This window comes from Bradyrhizobium sp. 23 (genome assembly GCF_023073295.1).
GTDB classification, from domain to species: domain Bacteria; phylum Pseudomonadota; class Alphaproteobacteria; order Rhizobiales; family Xanthobacteraceae; genus Bradyrhizobium; species Bradyrhizobium canariense_D.
In genome coordinates this window covers 93,263-110,971 of record NZ_JADPJF010000058.1, presented here as the reverse complement: position 1 = coordinate 110,971, position 17,709 = coordinate 93,263, and the positions used below count along the sequence as shown (strand labels likewise).

Annotated in this window: 15 protein-coding genes, 1 tRNA gene and 2 pseudogenes; 14 read left to right on the top strand and 4 right to left on the bottom strand. The window is 62.8% G+C overall.

Translation table 11 applies throughout. The annotated features are described in order from the left end of the window. The 8 genes from IVB32_RS14085 to IVB32_RS14050 all read left to right on the top strand — a co-directional run. On the top strand, positions 1 to 724 hold a 724-nt coding region (locus IVB32_RS14085; protein WP_247410618.1), incomplete at its 5' end, for a LuxR C-terminal-related transcriptional regulator. A 229-nt stretch (positions 725 to 953) separates the two neighbouring features. After that, the gene (locus tag IVB32_RS14080) at positions 954 to 1,925 is read left to right on the top strand and encodes an AraC family transcriptional regulator (RefSeq protein ID WP_018459279.1); all 972 of its coding nucleotides are present in this window, start codon (positions 954 to 956) and stop codon (positions 1,923 to 1,925) included. An 81-nt stretch (positions 1,926 to 2,006) separates the two neighbouring features. Beyond that, complete coding sequence (locus IVB32_RS14075) at positions 2,007 to 2,255, top strand: hypothetical protein (RefSeq protein WP_204510928.1); 249 nt, start codon at positions 2,007 to 2,009, stop codon at positions 2,253 to 2,255. A 150-nt stretch (positions 2,256 to 2,405) separates the two neighbouring features. Then, positions 2,406 to 3,524: a helix-turn-helix transcriptional regulator gene (locus tag IVB32_RS14070; RefSeq protein ID WP_018459277.1), complete on the top strand. Its 1,119-nt coding sequence runs from the start codon at positions 2,406 to 2,408 to the stop codon at positions 3,522 to 3,524. A gap of 113 nt (positions 3,525 to 3,637) precedes the next feature. Then, entirely contained in the window at positions 3,638 to 4,756 is a 1,119-nt protein-coding gene (locus IVB32_RS14065) for a helix-turn-helix transcriptional regulator (RefSeq protein WP_085352779.1), read from the top strand. Positions 4,757 to 4,986: 230 nt separating this feature from the next. Further along, a complete protein-coding gene (locus tag IVB32_RS14060; RefSeq protein WP_085352780.1) occupies positions 4,987 to 5,244 on the top strand; it encodes a hypothetical protein in 258 nt (85 codons plus the stop codon). Further along, entirely contained in the window at positions 5,237 to 5,413 is a 177-nt protein-coding gene (locus IVB32_RS14055; RefSeq protein ID WP_231188607.1) for a hypothetical protein, read from the top strand. The genes IVB32_RS14060 and IVB32_RS14055 overlap by 8 nt, the downstream gene beginning before the upstream one ends. Before the next feature lie 14 nt (positions 5,414 to 5,427). Beyond that, positions 5,428 to 6,156, top strand: a complete 729-nt coding sequence (locus tag IVB32_RS14050) for a sulfite exporter TauE/SafE family protein (RefSeq protein ID WP_085352782.1) — start codon at positions 5,428 to 5,430, stop codon at positions 6,154 to 6,156. On the opposite strand, the gene IVB32_RS14045 is transcribed toward IVB32_RS14050, so the two are convergent. After that, positions 6,153 to 9,341: a multidrug efflux RND transporter permease subunit gene (locus tag IVB32_RS14045; RefSeq protein WP_085352783.1), complete on the bottom strand. Its 3,189-nt coding sequence runs from the start codon at positions 9,339 to 9,341 to the stop codon at positions 6,153 to 6,155. The two genes, IVB32_RS14050 and IVB32_RS14045, sit on opposite strands and share 4 nt — an antisense overlap. A gap of 150 nt (positions 9,342 to 9,491) precedes the next feature. Then, complete coding sequence (locus IVB32_RS14040) at positions 9,492 to 10,733, bottom strand: efflux RND transporter periplasmic adaptor subunit (protein ID WP_247297576.1); 1,242 nt, start codon at positions 10,731 to 10,733, stop codon at positions 9,492 to 9,494. A gap of 199 nt (positions 10,734 to 10,932) precedes the next feature. On the opposite strand from IVB32_RS14040, the gene IVB32_RS14035 reads away from it, so the two are divergent. Further along, positions 10,933 to 11,538: a TetR/AcrR family transcriptional regulator gene (locus IVB32_RS14035; RefSeq protein ID WP_018459270.1), complete on the top strand. Its 606-nt coding sequence runs from the start codon at positions 10,933 to 10,935 to the stop codon at positions 11,536 to 11,538. 23 nt (positions 11,539 to 11,561) lie between these two features. On the opposite strand, the gene IVB32_RS14030 is transcribed toward IVB32_RS14035, so the two are convergent. Then, a complete protein-coding gene (locus IVB32_RS14030) occupies positions 11,562 to 13,064 on the bottom strand; it encodes an amidase (protein WP_247297575.1) in 1,503 nt (500 codons plus the stop codon). A gap of 264 nt (positions 13,065 to 13,328) precedes the next feature. Here IVB32_RS14030 and rnz point away from each other — a divergent pair, with 264 nt between their 5' ends. Continuing rightward, entirely contained in the window at positions 13,329 to 14,231 is a 903-nt protein-coding gene (gene rnz / locus IVB32_RS14025; protein WP_085352786.1) for a ribonuclease Z, read from the top strand. A gap of 61 nt (positions 14,232 to 14,292) precedes the next feature. Here rnz and IVB32_RS14020 read toward each other — a convergent pair. Then, a tRNA-Gln gene (locus IVB32_RS14020) sits at positions 14,293 to 14,366 on the bottom strand. A gap of 299 nt (positions 14,367 to 14,665) precedes the next feature. On the opposite strand from IVB32_RS14020, the pseudogene IVB32_RS14015 reads away from it, so the two are divergent. From IVB32_RS14015 to IVB32_RS14000, 4 genes and pseudogenes are all read left to right on the top strand, one after another. Next, positions 14,666 to 15,027 (top strand): annotated as a pseudogene (locus tag IVB32_RS14015) (DUF1428 family protein). Positions 15,028 to 15,207: 180 nt separating this feature from the next. Further along, positions 15,208 to 16,461: an ABC transporter substrate-binding protein gene (locus IVB32_RS14010; protein WP_018459266.1), complete on the top strand. Its 1,254-nt coding sequence runs from the start codon at positions 15,208 to 15,210 to the stop codon at positions 16,459 to 16,461. Between the two features lie 64 nt (positions 16,462 to 16,525). Then, positions 16,526 to 17,389: a branched-chain amino acid ABC transporter permease gene (locus IVB32_RS14005; protein ID WP_018459265.1), complete on the top strand. Its 864-nt coding sequence runs from the start codon at positions 16,526 to 16,528 to the stop codon at positions 17,387 to 17,389. Positions 17,390 to 17,402: 13 nt separating this feature from the next. Next, positions 17,403 to 17,709: pseudogene (locus tag IVB32_RS14000) on the top strand (branched-chain amino acid ABC transporter permease); the annotation flags it as partial.

Below are 17,709 nucleotides of genomic sequence, written 5' to 3'. Positions count from 1 at the left end.
CGGAATGGTTGACGAGCCGATGCGTGAGCGCATGCGGCTGCTGGCGCCGCACCTTCAGCGCTCCAGGATCATGGGCCGACAGATCAGGGCACGCTCGCATACCGTGGACGACCTTGCCGAGGTCTTGGATGGGCTGAGCACGGCGATCTGCCTGCTCGACGCAGATGGTCGGGTCGTCCATGCCAACGCAGCATGCCGCGGGCTGTTCGCCGATGCCAGCCTGCTCGCAATGGTCGGCGACCGGATCGTGGCCCGCAACACCCAGACCGACAAAATATTCCGCGGCCTGAGCGAAATCGATGCAGGCAACGAAACTCGTTCCGCCGCCCGCCGTCAGATCGAGCTTGCGACATCAGTCGATGGACAGCATTATCTGCTCCACGCCTTTCCCTTGAAGCGCTATCGCACTCCATCGCGAGATGCTGCAGCCACGGTGCTGTTCGTTCAGAAGGCATCGGCGGCGACATGGCTCGCGGCTGATGCGATTGCGGCGGCCTTCAGGCTGACACCGTCCGAACTGCGTGTTTTAATGGCCATTATCGAGATTGGCGGTGTCCCCGACATTGCGGCAAAGCTCGGCATCGCCGAGACGACGGTGAAGACGCATCTCGGGCGCCTGTTCGAGAAGACCGGCGCCGGCAGGCAGGCCGACCTAGTCAAGATCGCCACCGGCTTTGCCGTTCCATTCGCGCATCGAACGAATGGCGGTGACGACGCCGTGTGATCCATTTCACAAGGCTCGCCGATACGTGCCGCGATCTCAATGCATTGTGATGAGCCGAGCTCCCGTGTCCTCCGAATGCAGGACGCGAGTCATTTGATACTTTCGTATATCGCGATCCAGAAAAGTGAAGAGCAGCAAGCGCCACGAAGAGATGCGACGACGGCGTCAAACGCGAGTGTGAGGAAACGACAGCGCACGGCCGGACCTGCTCGTCGGTTGGAGGATTGCAGTGAGCCAGTTTGATTTTTCCATTATTAATGTTTCGACGAACGAAATTCCCGAAAACGAGCGTATCCCGCTGCTTCGCGATTTCTACTGCCGCGGGGTGTTGAAGGCGGAGGTCGAGGCGAGAGAAGGAAAGCCGGCTACGGCGAGCTTCACGTCCCACGTCTTGCCGGAAGCCCAATTGCTGATCGGAGGATTGTGCGGAGCGCGCGTCAGTCGCACCAAACACCTGGTTGCCGATGGCGACGACAGCCTGGCCCTGATCGTGAATCGATCTGGCGTACTTGGAATATCCGAGCGGGGACACGATCTGAGCCTTCGTGCAGGGGAGGCGGTCCTGACCAGCGCGGAGGACGTCACGACGTTCGAGCGATTGTCGCTGGGTAGCTGCTTCTCCCTACGCGTGCCGAGACGCGTGCTGGCGCCGATGATCGTGGATGTCGATGACGCCGTAATGCGTGTCATGCCGGAGAGCTCGACAGGACTTCGATTGCTGGTCAACTATGCGGAGACACTGGTGCGGGAGAAGGCGTTCGCGACGCCAAATTTGCGCCAGCTCGGGGTCGGGCATCTGCACGATCTTCTGGCAATCGTTCTCGGTGCCACCAACGAGCCCCGGGAGCTGGCCGGGCGGCGCGGCGTGAAGGCGGCACGGCTGCAGAAGGCCAAAGTCTCCATCGCCAACAATTGCTGGCGGCAGGACCTGTCGGTGGCCACAGTCGCCCAGGAGCTCGGCGTGACGCCGCGTTATCTCCAGCGCCTGTTCGAGGCCGACGGCAAGACGTTCTCGTCCTTCGTGATCGAACAACGCGTCAAGCGCGCCCATCGCATGTTGCGGGAACCCGGATACGCCGAGCGGACGGTCAGCTCGATCGCCTACGATGTCGGCTTCGGCGATCTCTCCTATTTTAACCGCTGCTTCCGTCGAACTTATGGCGCCACGCCCAGTGACGTCAGGAGCGGCGAAATGTCGTGACCGCGCACGACTGAGTTTCAAGTCAAATGCCGCTTGGAGACGGCAGGGGCGGGCGTGCGCCGCCCCCAGTTGGAGTGTTGCATGCGCCGTTTTTTCTTTGATCTTATGATCGGCAATATCGTGAAGATCGATCCGGGCGGCATGGTGTTCGAATGCCCCGAAGCGACATTCGTGGTGGCCAACGAGATGGCAAGCCACCTGTTCGTCTGGCGCGACGATTTGCGCGACCGCGATGCCTGCATCCGGGTCAGAAACGCCGACGGGCGCGAGATCTATCGCGCCGCGGTCTGGTCGGAGAATCTGGAGAAGGTCGGCTGGGACGAGATGTGAGCATCCCGGTGCGGTATCGCGACTCTGCATCAGTAGCACCCGAAACGAATATCCGCTCGTTACCGGCCGACGCCTCATCCGATCGGAGGATGCCGCATGCTGTGGTTGTGGTATGCTTGGTGATATTGATCACCCAGGCCATTTATAGCCATGCACGGACCACGGAAACTGCCCGACCTGGTCGAGGCCATCTACGATGCCGGGCTCGATCCCTCGCTGTGGAATAACGTCGTCACCGGCATCCGCGACTTCGTCGGCGGCCAGGCCTGCGGGCTGTTTTCCAAGGACTCGATCAGCAAATTCGGCGTCACGCACTATTATTGCGGGGCGGACCCGCACTACATCCGGCTCTATTCCGAGACGCATTCGAAGTTCGATCCGCTGACGGTCCTGCCGCCGCATGGCCAGATCGTCAGCATCCCGGATCTCGTCAATTTCGATGAATATCGGCGAGGACGCTTTTACCAGGAATGGATGCGGCCGCAGGGTTGCAGCGATGCGGCTAACGTCGTGCTCGAGAATTCGAATGCGAGCTGCCCCGTGATGATGACGGTGCTGTCGGGCCGCCGGATGGTGGATCCGGTGATGAAGCAGCGCCTCTCGCTGATCTTGCCGCACGCCAGCCGAGCGTTGCTGATCAACCGCGCCATGACCTCGCAACTGACGCTGGCGACGGCGTTGGCGGAGGTCCTGGACAATTTGGCCTGTGGCATCTTCCTGCTCGATGGCTTCTGCCGGGTGGTGCACGCGAATTCCGCAGGGCACGCCTTGCTTGCGGCCGACGATCTGGTTCGGTCCGTTGCCGGGCAATTGGTGACCAGCAGTGCGGAGGCCAATCAGACACTGTGGGAAGCGTTCGCGACCCGCCATGAAATTGCGCTGCTTGCCGCAAAGGGGCATGCGTTTTCGCTGCTTTCGCCTTCGGGCGAGCGCTACGTCGCGCACATCCTGCCGCTGTCGTCCGTCCTGCGGGACGGCAGCGAGCGGGTGGTCGATGCCGTCGGTGCGCTGCTGCTGCGTAAGGTATCGCTCGGCGGACAGTCCTATGGCGAATTGATCGCGCGGACATTCGACCTTACGCCGGCCGAGCTGCGCGTGTTCCTGTCGATCGTCGAGGTTGGCGGCGTCCCGGAGACGGCGGTCGCGCTTGGTATCGCGGAAACGACGGCGAAGACGCATCTGCATCGCGTGTTCGCCAAGACGGGCGTTTCGCGTCAGGCCGATCTCGTTAAGCTCGCGGCAGGATTCTCCAATCCGCTTGTGAATTAGACTGTTGAATTTTGCCTTCACGATTGAACCTTTCGCTCCCGCGAAAGACTCACGGAAGCCGCCAGGCATGAAGAACATTTCGCCATCTCCATGTGTCACCATTGGCTCTTCCGATGCCCCGACCTCCAAAACCGTCCGAGTTGATCGAGACTATCTATGACGCGGGTCTCCACCCGGAGTTGTGGAGCGAGGTCGTTGTCAAACTCAATGCCTTCATTGGCAGCCAAGCCTGTGGTCTGATTTCGAAGGACCCGGTCAGCAAATCAGGCGCGACGCATTATTATTGCGGGGTCGATCCGTACTACATTCAGCTCTATGCGGAGACCTACTCCCGATACGACCCGCTTGCTCGGCTTCCGCGCTATGGCGAGGTGCGCAATATCCCTGATCTCGTGGATTTCGACGAATACCGCCGCGGCCGCTTCTACCAGGAATGGCTGCGCCCCCAGGGCTGCGTCGACGTCGCCAACGTGGTGCTGGAGCAGTCGAAGTCGCCGTGTCCGATGCTAATGACCGTGATCCCGGGCAGGGAGATGCTCGGCGCGGAACAGCGGGCGCGAATGCAGTTCCTGGCTCCGCATGCGAGCCGGGCGCTGTTGATCAACCGGGCGATCGAGCGGAAGCAGCAGCGCGCGGTCGCGCTTGCCGACGTCGTGGACCGACTGAATGCCGGTGTCATCCTGCTCGATTCGACCTGTCATATCATCCACAGCAATCCGGCCGCGGCGACGATCCTAGACGTCGACGATGTCCTGCGGTCTGTCTCGGGCAGGTTGGTGGCAAGATCTTCCGCTGCTAATTCAGCCTTGCGCGATATTTTCCGTGACACCAGCGAGGTCGCGTTGGCGGCATCTTCGGGACGGAAAATTCCGTTGATGTCGCATGACGGTTCCTACTACGTCGCGCAAATCATCGCGCTGCCATCATTGCTGCGCGACGGGGTGGCCGAGCGCAGTTCGGCAGTGGGAGCCCTGTTCATCTGGAAAGCGGAACTCGACGGCCGCTCGTGTGCCGGGCTCATTGACCGCACCTTCGAGCTCACGCCTGCCGAACTGAGGGTCTTGCAGTCAATCGTCGATGTCGGCGGCGTGCCGGAGACGGCGGTTGCGCTCGGTATCGCCGAGACGACGGTGAAGACGCATCTGCATCGCGTGTTCGCCAAGACCGGCGTTTCTCGTCAGGCCGATCTCGTCAAGCTCGCAGCTGGATTTTCCAATCCGCTCGTGCACTGAGACGCGTTCAAAAACGCAGGCGAGTCGCCGTAGCTCGCAATAGGTTCAATCACAAGCATCATTAGAAAGTTATCGCACGTCGTTCGATCGAATGACGCGATTTTCCGCGTTGTCTTCTACTAGACGTCACACGATCTGTTGTTCGACCTACCAGACATTGTTGTGAAGCAACTCACTGCGAGCGGAAACGAATTCCGTCAATCTCTCGTGCAGGTTGAGAGGAGATTGTCATGCGGACGGCGTCACCAGTTCTGACAGGAAGATTCCGCGATATCGTCGCCCGCATGGGCGCGGTACTCCGCGCGCAGCGGGAAATCGACGCGGAGCGCGTGTTGCGGCGCTATCGCCACCTGCTGGACCAGCCGCACGAAGCGCCGTGTTTGAATGAAATTATTCCCGTTTCCCGTGAAGAGGATATCTTTGAAAATGCCAACGGAGTTGATCCGCGCGAGCGCACGAGCGACCACCCCAAATTCGAACGTGCGTAACGCCAGCATCGTCGCAATCGCGCTGACGGCAGCGCTCGTCGCTCTCGAACTGGTCGGCCTCGCGATGCTGGAGCGATCTCATGCTTACGCGCAGCCGTCGGTTCCACTCGTGCCGACCGTTTGCACCGAGAGCACCGATGTCCCCGTCTCGCAAATTCCCTACGATTGATCGGAGGGCAAATTGTGCCTGATGTCACGACTCTGATGCTGCTCAGCGTTGCCGTGTTCGCCGGCGCCTTTGTCTCCGGACTCTCGGGATTTGCCTTTTCCGCGGTAGCGGGCGCCATCCTGCTCCGGGTGTTTCAGCCGCTCGAAGCCGTACCGCTGATGATGGCGTGCAGCATCGGCGTGCAGGCCACCAATCTGTGGTCGCTTCGGCGCAATATCCGCTGGGAAGGCAGTCTGCTGCTGATCGTCGGCGGCTTGATCGGCGTTCCCATCGCGGTGTCGCTGCTCCAGAGCACCGATACGCATCTGCTCCGGCGCGGCTTCGGCATTATCGTTGCGCTCTATGCGGCCTACATGCTGCTGCGGCCGACGCTGGTGACGGCCGGCGAGGCGGTCGGGCGGCACTGGGTCGCGTTGATCGGGTTCGGTGGAGGACTGGTCGGCGGACTGACCGCGATGCCGGGCGCGATCCCGACGATCTGGTGCGACATGCGCGGCATGCCCAAGAGCGAGCAGCGCGGCCTGGTGCAGCCGTTCATCGCCGCGATGCAGCTGTTCGCGATCGCGCTGCTGTTCGGACATCAGGATCTGTCGTCAAAGGTCTTCGTCGATCTCGCGGTTAGCCTGCCGGCGCTGTTCGCAGGCTCCGCGCTGGGCGTGATCGCGTTCCACAGGGTCAACGAGACGGTCTTTCGCAAGACCGTGCTCGTTTTGTTGTTGCTGTCGGGGATTTCCCTGATCTAGTGCCCGACGGGTTGCACCGGCGCCGCGCTGGTGTCGCTGCCGTGATGGGTCAGCGGCTTCATGCCAGTGACGGTCCGCAGCAGCACATAGAACACCGGCGTCAGGAACAGGCCGAATACGGTGACGCCGATCATGCCGGAGAACACGGCGACGCCCATGGCGCGCCGCATCTCCGAGCCGGCCCCGGTCGAGAGCACCAGCGGCAGCACGCCCATGATGAACGCCATCGACGTCATCAGGATCGGGCGCAACCGCAGCCGGCTCGCCTCGATTGCGGCCCGGATCGGGGTGCGGCCTGCGAATTCGAGCTCGCGCGCGAATTCGACGATCAGGATCGCGTTCTTGGCCGAGAGTCCCACCAGCACGATCAAGCCGATCTGGGTGAAGACGTTGTTGTCGCCCTTGGAGATCCAGACACCGAACATAGCAGCCAGCAGACCCATCGGCACGATCATGATGATCGAGAGCGGCAAGGTCAGGCTCTCATAGAGCGCGGCCAGCACCAGGAACACCAGGAGGATCGCCAGCGGAAACACCCACAGTCCGGAATTGCCGGCGATGAACTCCTGATAGGTCAGGTCGGTCCATTCGAAGGCAAAGCCGGGCGGCAGCGTCTCCGCCGCGATCCGCGTCGCGACCTCCTGCGCCTGTCCGGAGGAGAAGCCGGGAGCAGCCGCCGCGTTGATATCGGAGGACAGGAAGCCGTTGTAGCGGATCGCCCGCTCGGGTCCCGCGCTCTGGCGAACGCTCAAGAGCGCCGAGAGCGGCACCATGTCGCCCGAGGACGAGCGCACCTTCAACTGCCGGATGTCGTCGGCGCGGGCGCGGAACGGCGCGTCGGCCTGCACCCGGACCGAATAGGTGCGGCCAAACTTGTTGAAGTCGTTGACGTAGTAGGAGCCCAGGTAAATCTGCAGCGTGTTGAACACCTCCGTCACGGGCACGCCCAATTGGAGCGCCTTGGTGCGATCGATGTCGGCGAACAGCTGGGGCACGTTGACCTGGAAGCTCGAGAACACGCCGGCGATCTCCGGCGCCTTCTGCATCGCCGCCATGAACGCCTTGGTCGCCTCGTTCAGCGCCTCATAACCGAGACCGGCACGGTCCTCGATCTGCAGCTTGAAGCCGCCGATGGTGCCAAGGCCGTTGACCGGCGGCGGCGGGAACATGGCGATGAAGGCTTCCTGGATGCCGGCATATTTCTTGTTCAGCTCGGCCGCCAGCGCGGGGCCGCTGAGAGAAGGATCCTTGCGCTCGTCGAACGGCTTGAGCGTGGAGAACACGATGCCGGCATTGGAGGAGTTGGTGAAGCCGGCGATCGACAGGCCCGGAAAGGCGACCGAACTCTCGACACCTGGCTGGGTCAGCGCGATGTCGCTCATCTTGCGGATCACCTCTTCAGTGCGATCGAGCGCTGCGCCGTCGGGCAGCCGCGAGAAGCCGACCAGATACTGTTTGTCCTGGCCCGGCACGAAGCCGCTCGGCACCTGCTGGAACAGAAGCGCGGTCACGCCGATCAACACCACATACAGTCCCATCACTGCGGCCTTGCCTGATATCACCTTGGTGACGGTGCCGCTGTAATTCTCCGACGAGCGTGTGAACACCTTGTTGAAGCCACGGAAGAACCAGCCAAGGCCCTTTTCCATGATGATCGTCAGCCGGTCCTTCGGCTCATTGTGTCCCTTGAGCAGCAGCGCCGACAACGCAGGCGACAGCGTCAGCGAATTGATGGCGGAGATCACGGTCGAGATCGCGATCGTCAGCGCGAACTGCTTGTAGAACTGCCCGGTGAGGCCGGAGATGAAGGCGAGCGGCACGAACACCGCGATCAGCACCATCGCAATCGCGATGATCGGCCCCGACACTTCGCGCATCGCCTGGTAGGTGGCGTCGCGCGGCGACAGCCCTCCCTCGATGTTGCGTTCGACGTTCTCGACTACGACGATGGCGTCGTCGACGACGATGCCGATTGCGAGCACGAGCCCGAACAGGCTGAGCGCGTTGATCGAGAAGCCGAACACGTGCATGACCGCGAATGTGCCGACGATCGACACGGGCACCGCCAGCAGCGGAATGATCGAGGCGCGCCAGGTCTGCAGGAACAGGATCACCACCAGCACCACCAGCGCGATCGCCTCCAGCAGCGTGTGAATGACGGCCTCGATCGAGGAGCGCACGAACTGGGTGGGATCGTAAACGATCTGGTAGGACACGCCTTCCGGCATATTCTTCTTGATCTCGGCCATGGTGGCACGGACATGATCGGAGATCTCCAGCGCGTTGGAGCCGGGCGCCTGGAAGATCGGAATCGCCACTGCCTGCTTGTTGTCGAGTAGCGAGCGCAGGCCGTATTCGGACGCGCCGAGCTCGATGCGGGCGACGTCGCGCAAGCGCACGACTTCGCCACGCGTACCGGTCTTGACCACGATGTCGCCGAATTGCTCTTCGTTCGCAAGCCGCCCTTCCGCGTTGACGGACAGCTGCAGGTCGATGCCCTTGACATTCGGGGAGGAGCCGACCACGCCGGCAGCGGCCTCGACGTTCTGCGCCTGGATCGCCTTGACGATGTCGCTTGCGGTGAGCCCGTGTTCGGCAGCCTTCTGCGGATCGACCCAGACCCGCATCGAATAGTCGCCGGCGCCATAGAGCTGGACGTCGCCGACGCCGTCGATCCGTGCAAGACGGTCCTTGACATTGAGCACGGCGTAATTGCGCAAATACGTCATGTCGTAGCGGCCGGTGGGCGACAACAGATGCACGACCATGGTGAGGTCGGGCGACGACTTCTTGGTGATGATGCCGAGCTGCCGCACGACGGCGGGCAGGCGCGGCTCGGCCTGCTGCACACGGTTCTGCACCAGCTGCGTCGCCTTGTCAGGATCGGTGCCGAGCCGGAATGTCACCGTCAGCGTCATCGCGCCATCGGTGGTCGCCTGGCTTGACATGTACAGCATGCCTTCGACGCCGTTGATCTGCTCTTCGATGGGAGTCGCCACCGTCTCGGCGATCACCTTGGGATTGGCCCCGGGATAGGTCGCGCGCACGAGGACGGAGGGCGGCACGACATCGGGATATTCCGAGATCGGCATCGCGAACAGCGAGATCAGGCCGGCGAGGAAGATCAGGACCGAGAGCACACCGGCAAAAATCGGACGATCGATGAAGAACTTCGAGAGATTCATGGCTTTGCCCCTGCGCGAGAGACGACCCTCCCGCCGTTCCCGGGCGCGGGAAAAGCCCGCAAATCCGGAAATCCAGAAGTGATGTCTTGGTAGTTCAACAAATTCGACATTCCGGCTCGCGCTGCCCGCGCGCTCCGGAAGCGGAGAATGCTAGCGTTGCACCACGTCCTGTTTGCTGTGGTTGGAGGCCTGCTGCGGCCCGCGCGCGCCCATCGACGCGATCTCCGTCTTGAGCAGGGCGCCGGGACGCACGCGCTGGAGGCCGTTGACGATAATGCGATCGCCGGTCTTCAGTCCCGTCGTCACGATACGCAACCCGTCGACCGAGCCGCCGAGGGTGATCGGCCGGTAGACCGCGCGGCTGTCGTCGCCGACCGCCATCACGAACTTCTTGTCCTGGTCGGTACCGATCGCGCGCTCGTCGATCATGACCAGCGATTGCTGCTTGGGCTGGCCCATGCGCACGCGGGCGAACTGGCCGGGGATGAGACGCCCGTCCTCGTTTCTGAACACCGCGCGGACACGGATGGTGCCGCTCTGGCCGTTGACCTGGTTGTCGATGAGCTGGATGTGGCCCTTGGCCGAGAGGCCGCCTGAGGTCGTCATCTCCACCGGGATCTGGTCCAAATTGCCGCGCTTGCCGGAGACATCTGCGATCGAGTTCAGCGCCCGCAGCACCACCTCCTCATCCGCATCGAACGACGCGTAGATCGGATTGACCGAGACCAGCGAGGTCAGCACGGGGGAGGCGGTGCCGGCGGCGACGAGATTGCCGACGGTGATTTCGATCTTGCCGACGCGGCCGTCCACGGGTGCACGTACCTCGGTGTAGTCGAGATTAAGCTTTGCGGTCTGGAGCGTCGCCTCGGCTGCCTTCACGTTGGCGATGGCCTCGCGGTTGGCGTTGTCGCGCTGGTCGTAGTCGCGCCGCGTCACCACGGCGTTGCCGACCAGCTGCGCGCCGCGCTCAAGTTCATTCTGCGTGAACACGACGCGCGCTTTCGCAGCTTCGAGCTGGGCCGCGGCCTTGTCGACCTCGGCTGCGTAGGGCGCCGGGTCGATCTTGAACAGGATGTCACCAGCCTTCACCAGCGCGCCTTCGATGAAGTTGGCCGACAGGATCGCGCCGGCCACGCGCGGGCGAAGCTCGACGCGTTGAATGGCCTCGAGCCGACCGGAGAAATCGTCCCACAGCACGGTCTGCTTTGGTTCGATCAGCGCGACCGTGACAGGGACGGCTTGCTCGGCCGCGGCGGTCGCGGTCGCCTGCGCGGAACGAAAGTAATGGCCGGTCGCGATCGAGCCGGCTACGGCGAGAGCGCCCACGATGGCGACGCCGCCCAGAAGGCGGCGGACATGGCCGGGGCGAGAGGTCTTTTGGGAGGGGGGCATTTGCGCTCCAGATATGTAGTGTTCACTACAGATGTGGAGCTGGATACCGCAGCGCAAGATACTTATGTACCATTCGCTAAGAAAATTGTAGCGGTTTACCGCAAGAATTGGCAAGTGGAAGAGAAAATAAAGCGAGAACAAAGAGATAGGATCCGGCGTTAGGGTCAGGGACGACGCCGATTTCGAGGAGAACAGGCACATGGGCATGGGACGCCCCCGCGAATTCGACGCCGAAACGGCGTTGGACCAGGCGATGGAAGTGTTTTGGCGCCATGGCTATGAGGGTGCCACGATCGCTCAGTTGACCGAAGCCATGGGGATCAATCCGCCCAGCCTCTATGCCTGTTTCGGCAACAAGGAAGGGCTGCTGAAGGCCGCGCTCGACCGCTATACCAAACTGCGCACCGTCTGGATGGACGAGGTCGTGGCAGCGCCGACTGCCCGCGACGTCGCCGAACGGATGCTGATGGGCATCGCCGACAAGCAGACCGATCCCGCCAACCCGCCCGGTTGCCTGCTCGTGCAGGGCGGCATTGCATGCGGCACCGGATCAGAAAGCGTCCCCTTCGAACTCGCCGCTCGGCGCGCCCAGAACGAGGACCAGCTTCGCGATCGTTTTGTTCGCGCCAAGGCCGAAGGCGATCTCAAGCCGACCTCGGATCCCGCGGCACTCGCGCGCTACGTTTCGGCCGTCTCCGTCGGCATGGGCGTGATGGCGTCCTCAGGCTCCGACCGCGAGGCATTGCAGCAGGTCGCGAGCGTGGCGGTGCAGGCGGTCGAGGCGCAGTCGACTGCAAGAACCTGACGATCGTTGGGGGTCTTCGCCTCTCATCTCTCCGATTGCGTGGCAGACAGCGACGGCGGCGGGACGAAGCCGCCGAACGCGCGTTCGATCAGTCCAGCGAGCGCAATCGGTGTGCGGTCCTCGAGATAAGGCCCGATGATCTGGACGCCGATCGGCAGGCCCGATGGCGTGCGCTCGATCGGAACGGCCGTTGCAGGCAGTCCGCAGGTCGAAGCGGGGTCTGCCCAGATGAAGCACGCATCGGCATAGGGATAGAGCTGTCCATCGATATCGAGTTGCCGCGCGTCGAACGGCTCGGACTGGTCCTGGGGAAAGGCCGGTACGGCTGCGGCCGGGTAGATTACTGCGTCGAACTCGCGGAACAGCTCCTGCCATCGTTGTTGCAGCCGCAGGCGCGCCGCGTCGGTCGCCAGCCATTCGCGATGGACCATCGCCCAGCCGCGCGCGCGCTCGGCCTGCAGGCTGCGGTCGTCGGGCGAGAGTTCTGCGGCAACTCCTTGCGCCTCTGCGAGGGCGGCCGGTGTCAGGCGTGGACTTCGCGCTGCGTTCAACAGCTTCATATAAAGGCGGGCGGATTCGGCGAGATCAGGCAGAGACGCACTCGAGCGCGCGACGCGTGCGCCTGATCGTTCGAGCCGTTCCGACAACCGCCCGATGGCGGAACGCACGGCATCGCCTGTCGGCATCAACGGATGCGTATCGATCACGAGAATCCTGAAACCCCTGAACTGGTCGTGTCGTGAGGCCGGCAACGCAAGACGATAGCCGATCCCGTCGCGCGTCTCGTCGGGGCCGGCGATCACGTCGAGCGCGAGTGCGAGATCCGAGGCAGTGCGCGTCATTGGTCCAACGACGGCGAGATCACCCTGGCCGGCAACGGGCGGTGCCGGCGGAAGGCTGTATCCGCGTAGCGGGACGAGGCCGAGGCTCGGCTTGTGTCCGAACACACCGCAGAAATGCGCGGGCACCCGGATCGAGCCGCCAATATCCGAGCCGATCGACAGCGGTCCGAATCCCGCAGCCAGCGCCGCTCCTGATCCGCCTGAAGAGCCGCCGGGCGATCGGCCGAGATCCCACGGATTGTTCGTCGTACCGTAGATGTCATTGTAGCTCTGGAAATCTCTGAGGCCGATCGGGATATTGGTCTTGCCGATGATGACAGCACCCGCCGCCTTCAACCGCGAGACGACAAGGGCGTCCTCCGCGGGTTGGAAATCTTTGAAATGCGGAAAGCCCCACGTCGTCGGCAGGCCAGCGACGTTGAACGGTTCTTTCAACGTCACGGGGATGCCGAGCAATGGCTGCCGCTCGCCGCGACCAAGTGCGGTATCGGCGGCGCGCGCGGCGTCTCGTGCGCGATCGAAATCGCGAACGATGACGGCATTGATCTGCCCGTCCAGCGCCTCGATGCGCGCGATCATATGCTCGATCAACTCGGACGCAGAAAGCTTGCGCGCGTGCAGGGCGCTCAGCAATGTGCTGATCGAGCCGTAGTCCCAGTCAGTGGCGGTCAATCCGGGCGGCATCACGATCTCCATTGTCTTGCATCGCCGCGTCGATGTCGCTCGGCTGCAAATCGATCCGAGTATCGAGCATGCAATTTGGCGGATGGTATGAGGAGGCCACGCAACGGGAACCAGATCTGTCCGCGGGTCGGGGGCCGGAGGCGGCGCCTGGCCATCAGATCGCGGGATACCCACTGCTTGCCGCGGTCTATGCGCGATCGAGGGCTCTGTACGGGCTGCTGCTCACGTGGCATTGGGGGCGGCGAAGCCTGGATACTGACGACCATGTTCGCCCTGACATTCCTTGGGACCTCCGCCAGCGTTCCGTCGGCGGAGCGCAACCATCCGGCTCTCCTGGTGGAGGCCACGGGCAAGCGCGTCCTCATCGATTGCGGCGAGGGCACGCAGCGCCAGTTGCTGCGCAGCGGCGCGGGCTTTCGACGGCTTGACCGCATTCTGCTGACGCATGCCCATCTCGATCACGTGCTCGGTATCCCCGGTCTCTTCTCGACGCTGGGGTTGCGTCAGCAATCGGACGCGATGACCGTCTATGGAGGCCAGGGCACGCTCGACATCGTCATCCGCATGCTTGCCGGCCTGTGGGGCGCGGGCAGGGCGCCGATCCCGGTGGAGTTCGCACCGCTGACCGAAGGACAGGTTATCGACGCCGGCGACTTCACCATCGATTGCTTTCCGGTTCGTCACCGCGACACCGACAGCTTTGGTTTTTGCTTCCAGAGTCCGGCACGCCGCCATCTTGAGCGGGAGCGCCTCGCCGAGCTCGGTGTTCCCGATGGGCCGCTGCGCGGAGAACTGGCCGCGGCACGACCAGTCGTGATCGCCGGCCGCACGATCTATCCCGAAGACGTCATGGGGCCGCCGAGCGGCGGCAGGAAGATTGTGGTCATCGGCGACACCGAAACCACTGACGGGCTGTCCAGGCATGTCGCCGACGCCGATCTGCTGGTGATCGAGGCGACCTTCCTCGATCGCGACGCCGCGACCGCCCGGGACTATGGTCATCTCACCGCGCGCGAGGCGGCTTCATTTGCCGCCGCGAACAACGTCAGGCAACTCGTGCTGAATCACATGTCGGGGCGTTATCGCGACGAAGAGATTCTGGCCGAAGCGACAGCGATTTTTCCAAACACGCGGATCGCCGCCGACTTCGATCGCGTCGTGATTTAGCGGCACCGCTCAAAGAGAGCGCAATCTCTGACGGTCTGTTTGTGAGCTGCTTAACCTGCGGTGGCTGGGGAACTAGGATTCGAACCTAGACAAACAGAGTCAGAGTCTGTTGTGCTACCGTTACACCATTCCCCAACGGAATAGCCGAACAAATTCAATGACTTGTTGATTTGTCCGGCTGTGGCCGATGGCACTTATCGCGCAAATCACGGCTCAAGCGTGGAGGGTTTCTACCCGCTCGGCTGTGGGCTGGCAAGCGCTGCGACGCAGGGATGTTTTGCGGTCCACATGGGACGTGCGGGCCGCGGCATCATGGGCTCCGGCGGAGCGCCGCGGCGGTGCGCGACCGTTTGCCTCATCCGAAAATCACGTTTCCTGGTCGGATCGTCACGCACCGCATCGTCCTTCGGACACACAACCCAAGGAGATCCGTGATGCCCTATGTCGATGGTTTCGTGCTGGCCGTGCCGAAGGACAACATCGAGGCTTACAAGGCGCTGGCGAAAACGGCCTGCGCGATCTGGATGGAGCACGGTGCGCTCGATTATGTCGAATGCATCGGCGACGACGTGCCTACGGCGAGCTGACTTCGTTTCCGCGCGCGGTGATGGCGAAGGAGGACGAGATCGTGGTGTTCGCCTGGATCGTCTATCGCGACCGGGAGACTCGCGACACCGTCAACAAGAAGGTGATGGCGGACCCGCGGCTGAAGTTGGATGGTATGCCGTTCGACGGCAAGCGCATGATCTACGGCGGCTTCACGACGCTGCTGCGGGCGAGCGACGTGATGGGGTAAGGGCGCTGACCCGGCCCACACGTCGGTGCTTGTCCATGCAGCGTCGTGGCAAGCCGTTTTACTTGCCGGTACGGGGCCAGCATGCCATCCTCTCATCGCCAGGCATAAACAACCGGAAGCGGGCGCTTAGCCGAGCTTCCAAAAAAACTGGTTGGGGAAACCCTTGGGAGGTTTGATTTCATGAGATTGAAGCACGTCACCGGGCTGCTTTGCGCGGCCGCGATGTCCCTTGCGCTCGCTTCAGCCGCGCAGGCCCAGGACAAGGTCGTCAAGATCGGCGCGATCCTGCCGATGTCCGGCGGCACCGCCTCGATCGGGGCGCACGCCAAGGCGGCGCTCGAGGTCGCAATGGACATCATCAACAACGCTCATCCCGAGCTCGGCACTCTGCCGCTGGCCAAGAACGCAGGCCTTGCGGGCCTCGGCGGCGCCAAGATCGAGATCGTGTTCGCCGACAACCAGGGCAACCCGGCGACAGGCCAGAACCAGGCGCTGCGCCTGATCACGGAAGACAAGGTAGCCGCCGTGTTCGGCTCGTATCAGTCCGGCGTCACGCTGACCTCGAGCGCCATCGCCGAAAAATACGGCATTCCCTTTCTGAACTCCGAGTCGGTCGCCGCCAATCTCACCGAGCGCGGCTTCAAATGGTTCTTCCGCACCACGCCGATCGCCACCGACTTCGCCAAGGCCTATGTCGATTTCCTCGCCGACATCAAGGCGCAGGGCGCCAAGACCGATGCAATCGCGCTGGTTCACGACAACACCGAATACGGCACCTCGGTCGCCAACACGATCAGCGCCGCCTTCAAGGAGAAGGGCCAAGCCATCGCAGTTGACGTCGCCTATCCCGTCAATGCGACCGATGTTCAGGGCCAAGTGCTCCAGCTCAAGGAGAAGAAGCCCGACGTGATCATCATGATCAGCTACACGTCGGATGCAATCCTGTTCGCCAAGACCATGCAGTCGCTCGACTACAAGCCGGCGGTGCTTTTGGCCGATGACGCCGGCTATTCCGATCCCTCCTTCATCAAGGCGGTCGGCAAGATATCGCAAGGCGTCTTCAACCGTTCGTCATGGTCGGTGGGGCCGGCCGGCTCACCATCGGCCATCATCGCCGACATGTACAAGAAGAAGAGCGGCGAGGAGATGGACGACACCGTCGGCCGTCAGATGCAGGGCTTCTTCGTGCTGGCCGACGCGATCGACCGCGCCGGCTCGACCGACCCGGCAAAGATCCAGGCCGCGTTGAAGACGACCGATCTGAAGCCCGAGCAATTGATGATGGGTTACAAGGGCGTGAAGTTTGACGACAAGGGCCAGAATATCCTCGCCTCCGGGCTCATCATCCAGCTCCAGGATGGCGAGAACTACACCGCGGTATGGCCGAAGGCCAACGCCGCGAAGGCGCCGGTGCTGCCCTACAAGGGCTGGTGAGATTGAAGGCGGGGCTGCGCGCCCCGCCATTTCCGAAATGATTTGATCAGAGCAACGCTGGCTCATGTCCTTTGTACTCGTGCAGGTGATCGTCGGCGGACTTCTGCTTGGCGCTGTCTATGCCCTGTTTTCCTCAGGCCTCACGCTGGTGTGGGGCATGATGAACATCGTCAATTTCGCGCATGGCGATTTCGTCATGCTCGGCATGTACGTCGCCTATGTCGTCTACACGCTGTTGGGAGGAGGGCCGATCCTCGGCGCGCCGCTGGCAACCCTGGTGCTCGCGACCGTCGGCGTCGTCGTCTATTTCGCCCTGATCCGCGATATCATGAAGGGACCGATGCTGGCGCAGATCCTCGGCACTTTCGGGCTTGCGCTATTGCTGCGTTATTCCGTGTTCTGGTGGTTCGGGGCCAACTTCCTGTCGATGCCTCCGGACATCGTGGGCGGCACTTATGCGTTCGCGGGCCTGCGCATCGAGGCCTCGCGGCTGCTTGCCGGCGTGGTCGCGCTGCTGGTCACGCTCGGGCTGCATCTGCTGCTCACGCGGACCTCGCTCGGCTCGAAAATGCTGGCGGTGGCGGAGGATCAAACAGCGGCCCAGCTCATGGGCATCCGTCCCGATACCATGCAGGCGATCGCCTGGGCGATTGCGGCCGGTGCCACCGGGCTTGCCGGCGCGCTGATTGCGAACTTCTTCTACATCGTGCCGACCGTCGGCGAGACGCTTGGCATCGTCGCCTTCGTCACGGTGTCGCTCGGCGGTTTTGGCAGTGTGCCGGGCGCCCTTGTCGCAGGCCTGCTGATCGGCATGATCGAATCGCTGTCGGGCTATCTGATCGGCGCGATCTACAAGGACATCGTCGTCTATGTCCTGTTCCTGCTCTTCCTCTGGTTCCGGCCGCAAGGCCTGATGGGCAAGACCTGATGGGAAGGCTGTGATGCGGCGCTTGATCTGGCTCTCGGTCGTCGCAGCGTTCGCGATCTGCTATCCGCTGCTGCTGTCCTCGCCGTTCCAGCAGCGTCTGGGCGCGCTGGTGCTGCTTTATGCGATTGCAGCGTCCGCGTGGAATATCGTCGGCGGCTATGCCGGCCAGGTCTCGGTCGGCCACGTCGTCTTTTTCGGCTGCGGTGCTTATGCCGCGATGGGATCCTACGCAAAGTTCGGCCTGTCGCCCCTGTTCGGCATCCCCGGCGGGATCGTGCTCGCCGTGGGCTTGGCCGCGATCATCGGCGTGCCGACGCTGC

Bases quoted from the DNA above. Each gene is read 5' to 3' on its own strand.
- IVB32_RS14075 (WP_204510928.1), top strand. From the start codon at position 2,007: ATGCGCCGTTTTTTCTTTGATCTTATGATCGGCAATATCGTGAAGATC.
- IVB32_RS14070 (WP_018459277.1), top strand. From the start codon at position 2,406: ATGCACGGACCACGGAAACTGCCCGACCTGGTCGAGGCCATCTACGAT.
- IVB32_RS14065 (WP_085352779.1), top strand. From the start codon at position 3,638: ATGCCCCGACCTCCAAAACCGTCCGAGTTGATCGAGACTATCTATGAC.
- IVB32_RS14060 (WP_085352780.1), top strand. From the start codon at position 4,987: ATGCGGACGGCGTCACCAGTTCTGACAGGAAGATTCCGCGATATCGTC.
- IVB32_RS14045 (WP_085352783.1), bottom strand. From the start codon at position 9,341: ATGAATCTCTCGAAGTTCTTCATCGATCGTCCGATTTTTGCCGGTGTG.
- IVB32_RS14040 (WP_247297576.1), bottom strand. From the start codon at position 10,733: ATGCCCCCCTCCCAAAAGACCTCTCGCCCCGGCCATGTCCGCCGCCTT.
- IVB32_RS14035 (WP_018459270.1), top strand. From the start codon at position 10,933: ATGGGCATGGGACGCCCCCGCGAATTCGACGCCGAAACGGCGTTGGAC.
- IVB32_RS14030 (WP_247297575.1), bottom strand. From the start codon at position 13,064: ATGCCGCCCGGATTGACCGCCACTGACTGGGACTACGGCTCGATCAGC.
- rnz (WP_085352786.1), top strand. From the start codon at position 13,329: ATGTTCGCCCTGACATTCCTTGGGACCTCCGCCAGCGTTCCGTCGGCG.
- IVB32_RS14010 (WP_018459266.1), top strand. From the start codon at position 15,208: ATGAGATTGAAGCACGTCACCGGGCTGCTTTGCGCGGCCGCGATGTCC.
- IVB32_RS14005 (WP_018459265.1), top strand. From the start codon at position 16,526: ATGTCCTTTGTACTCGTGCAGGTGATCGTCGGCGGACTTCTGCTTGGC.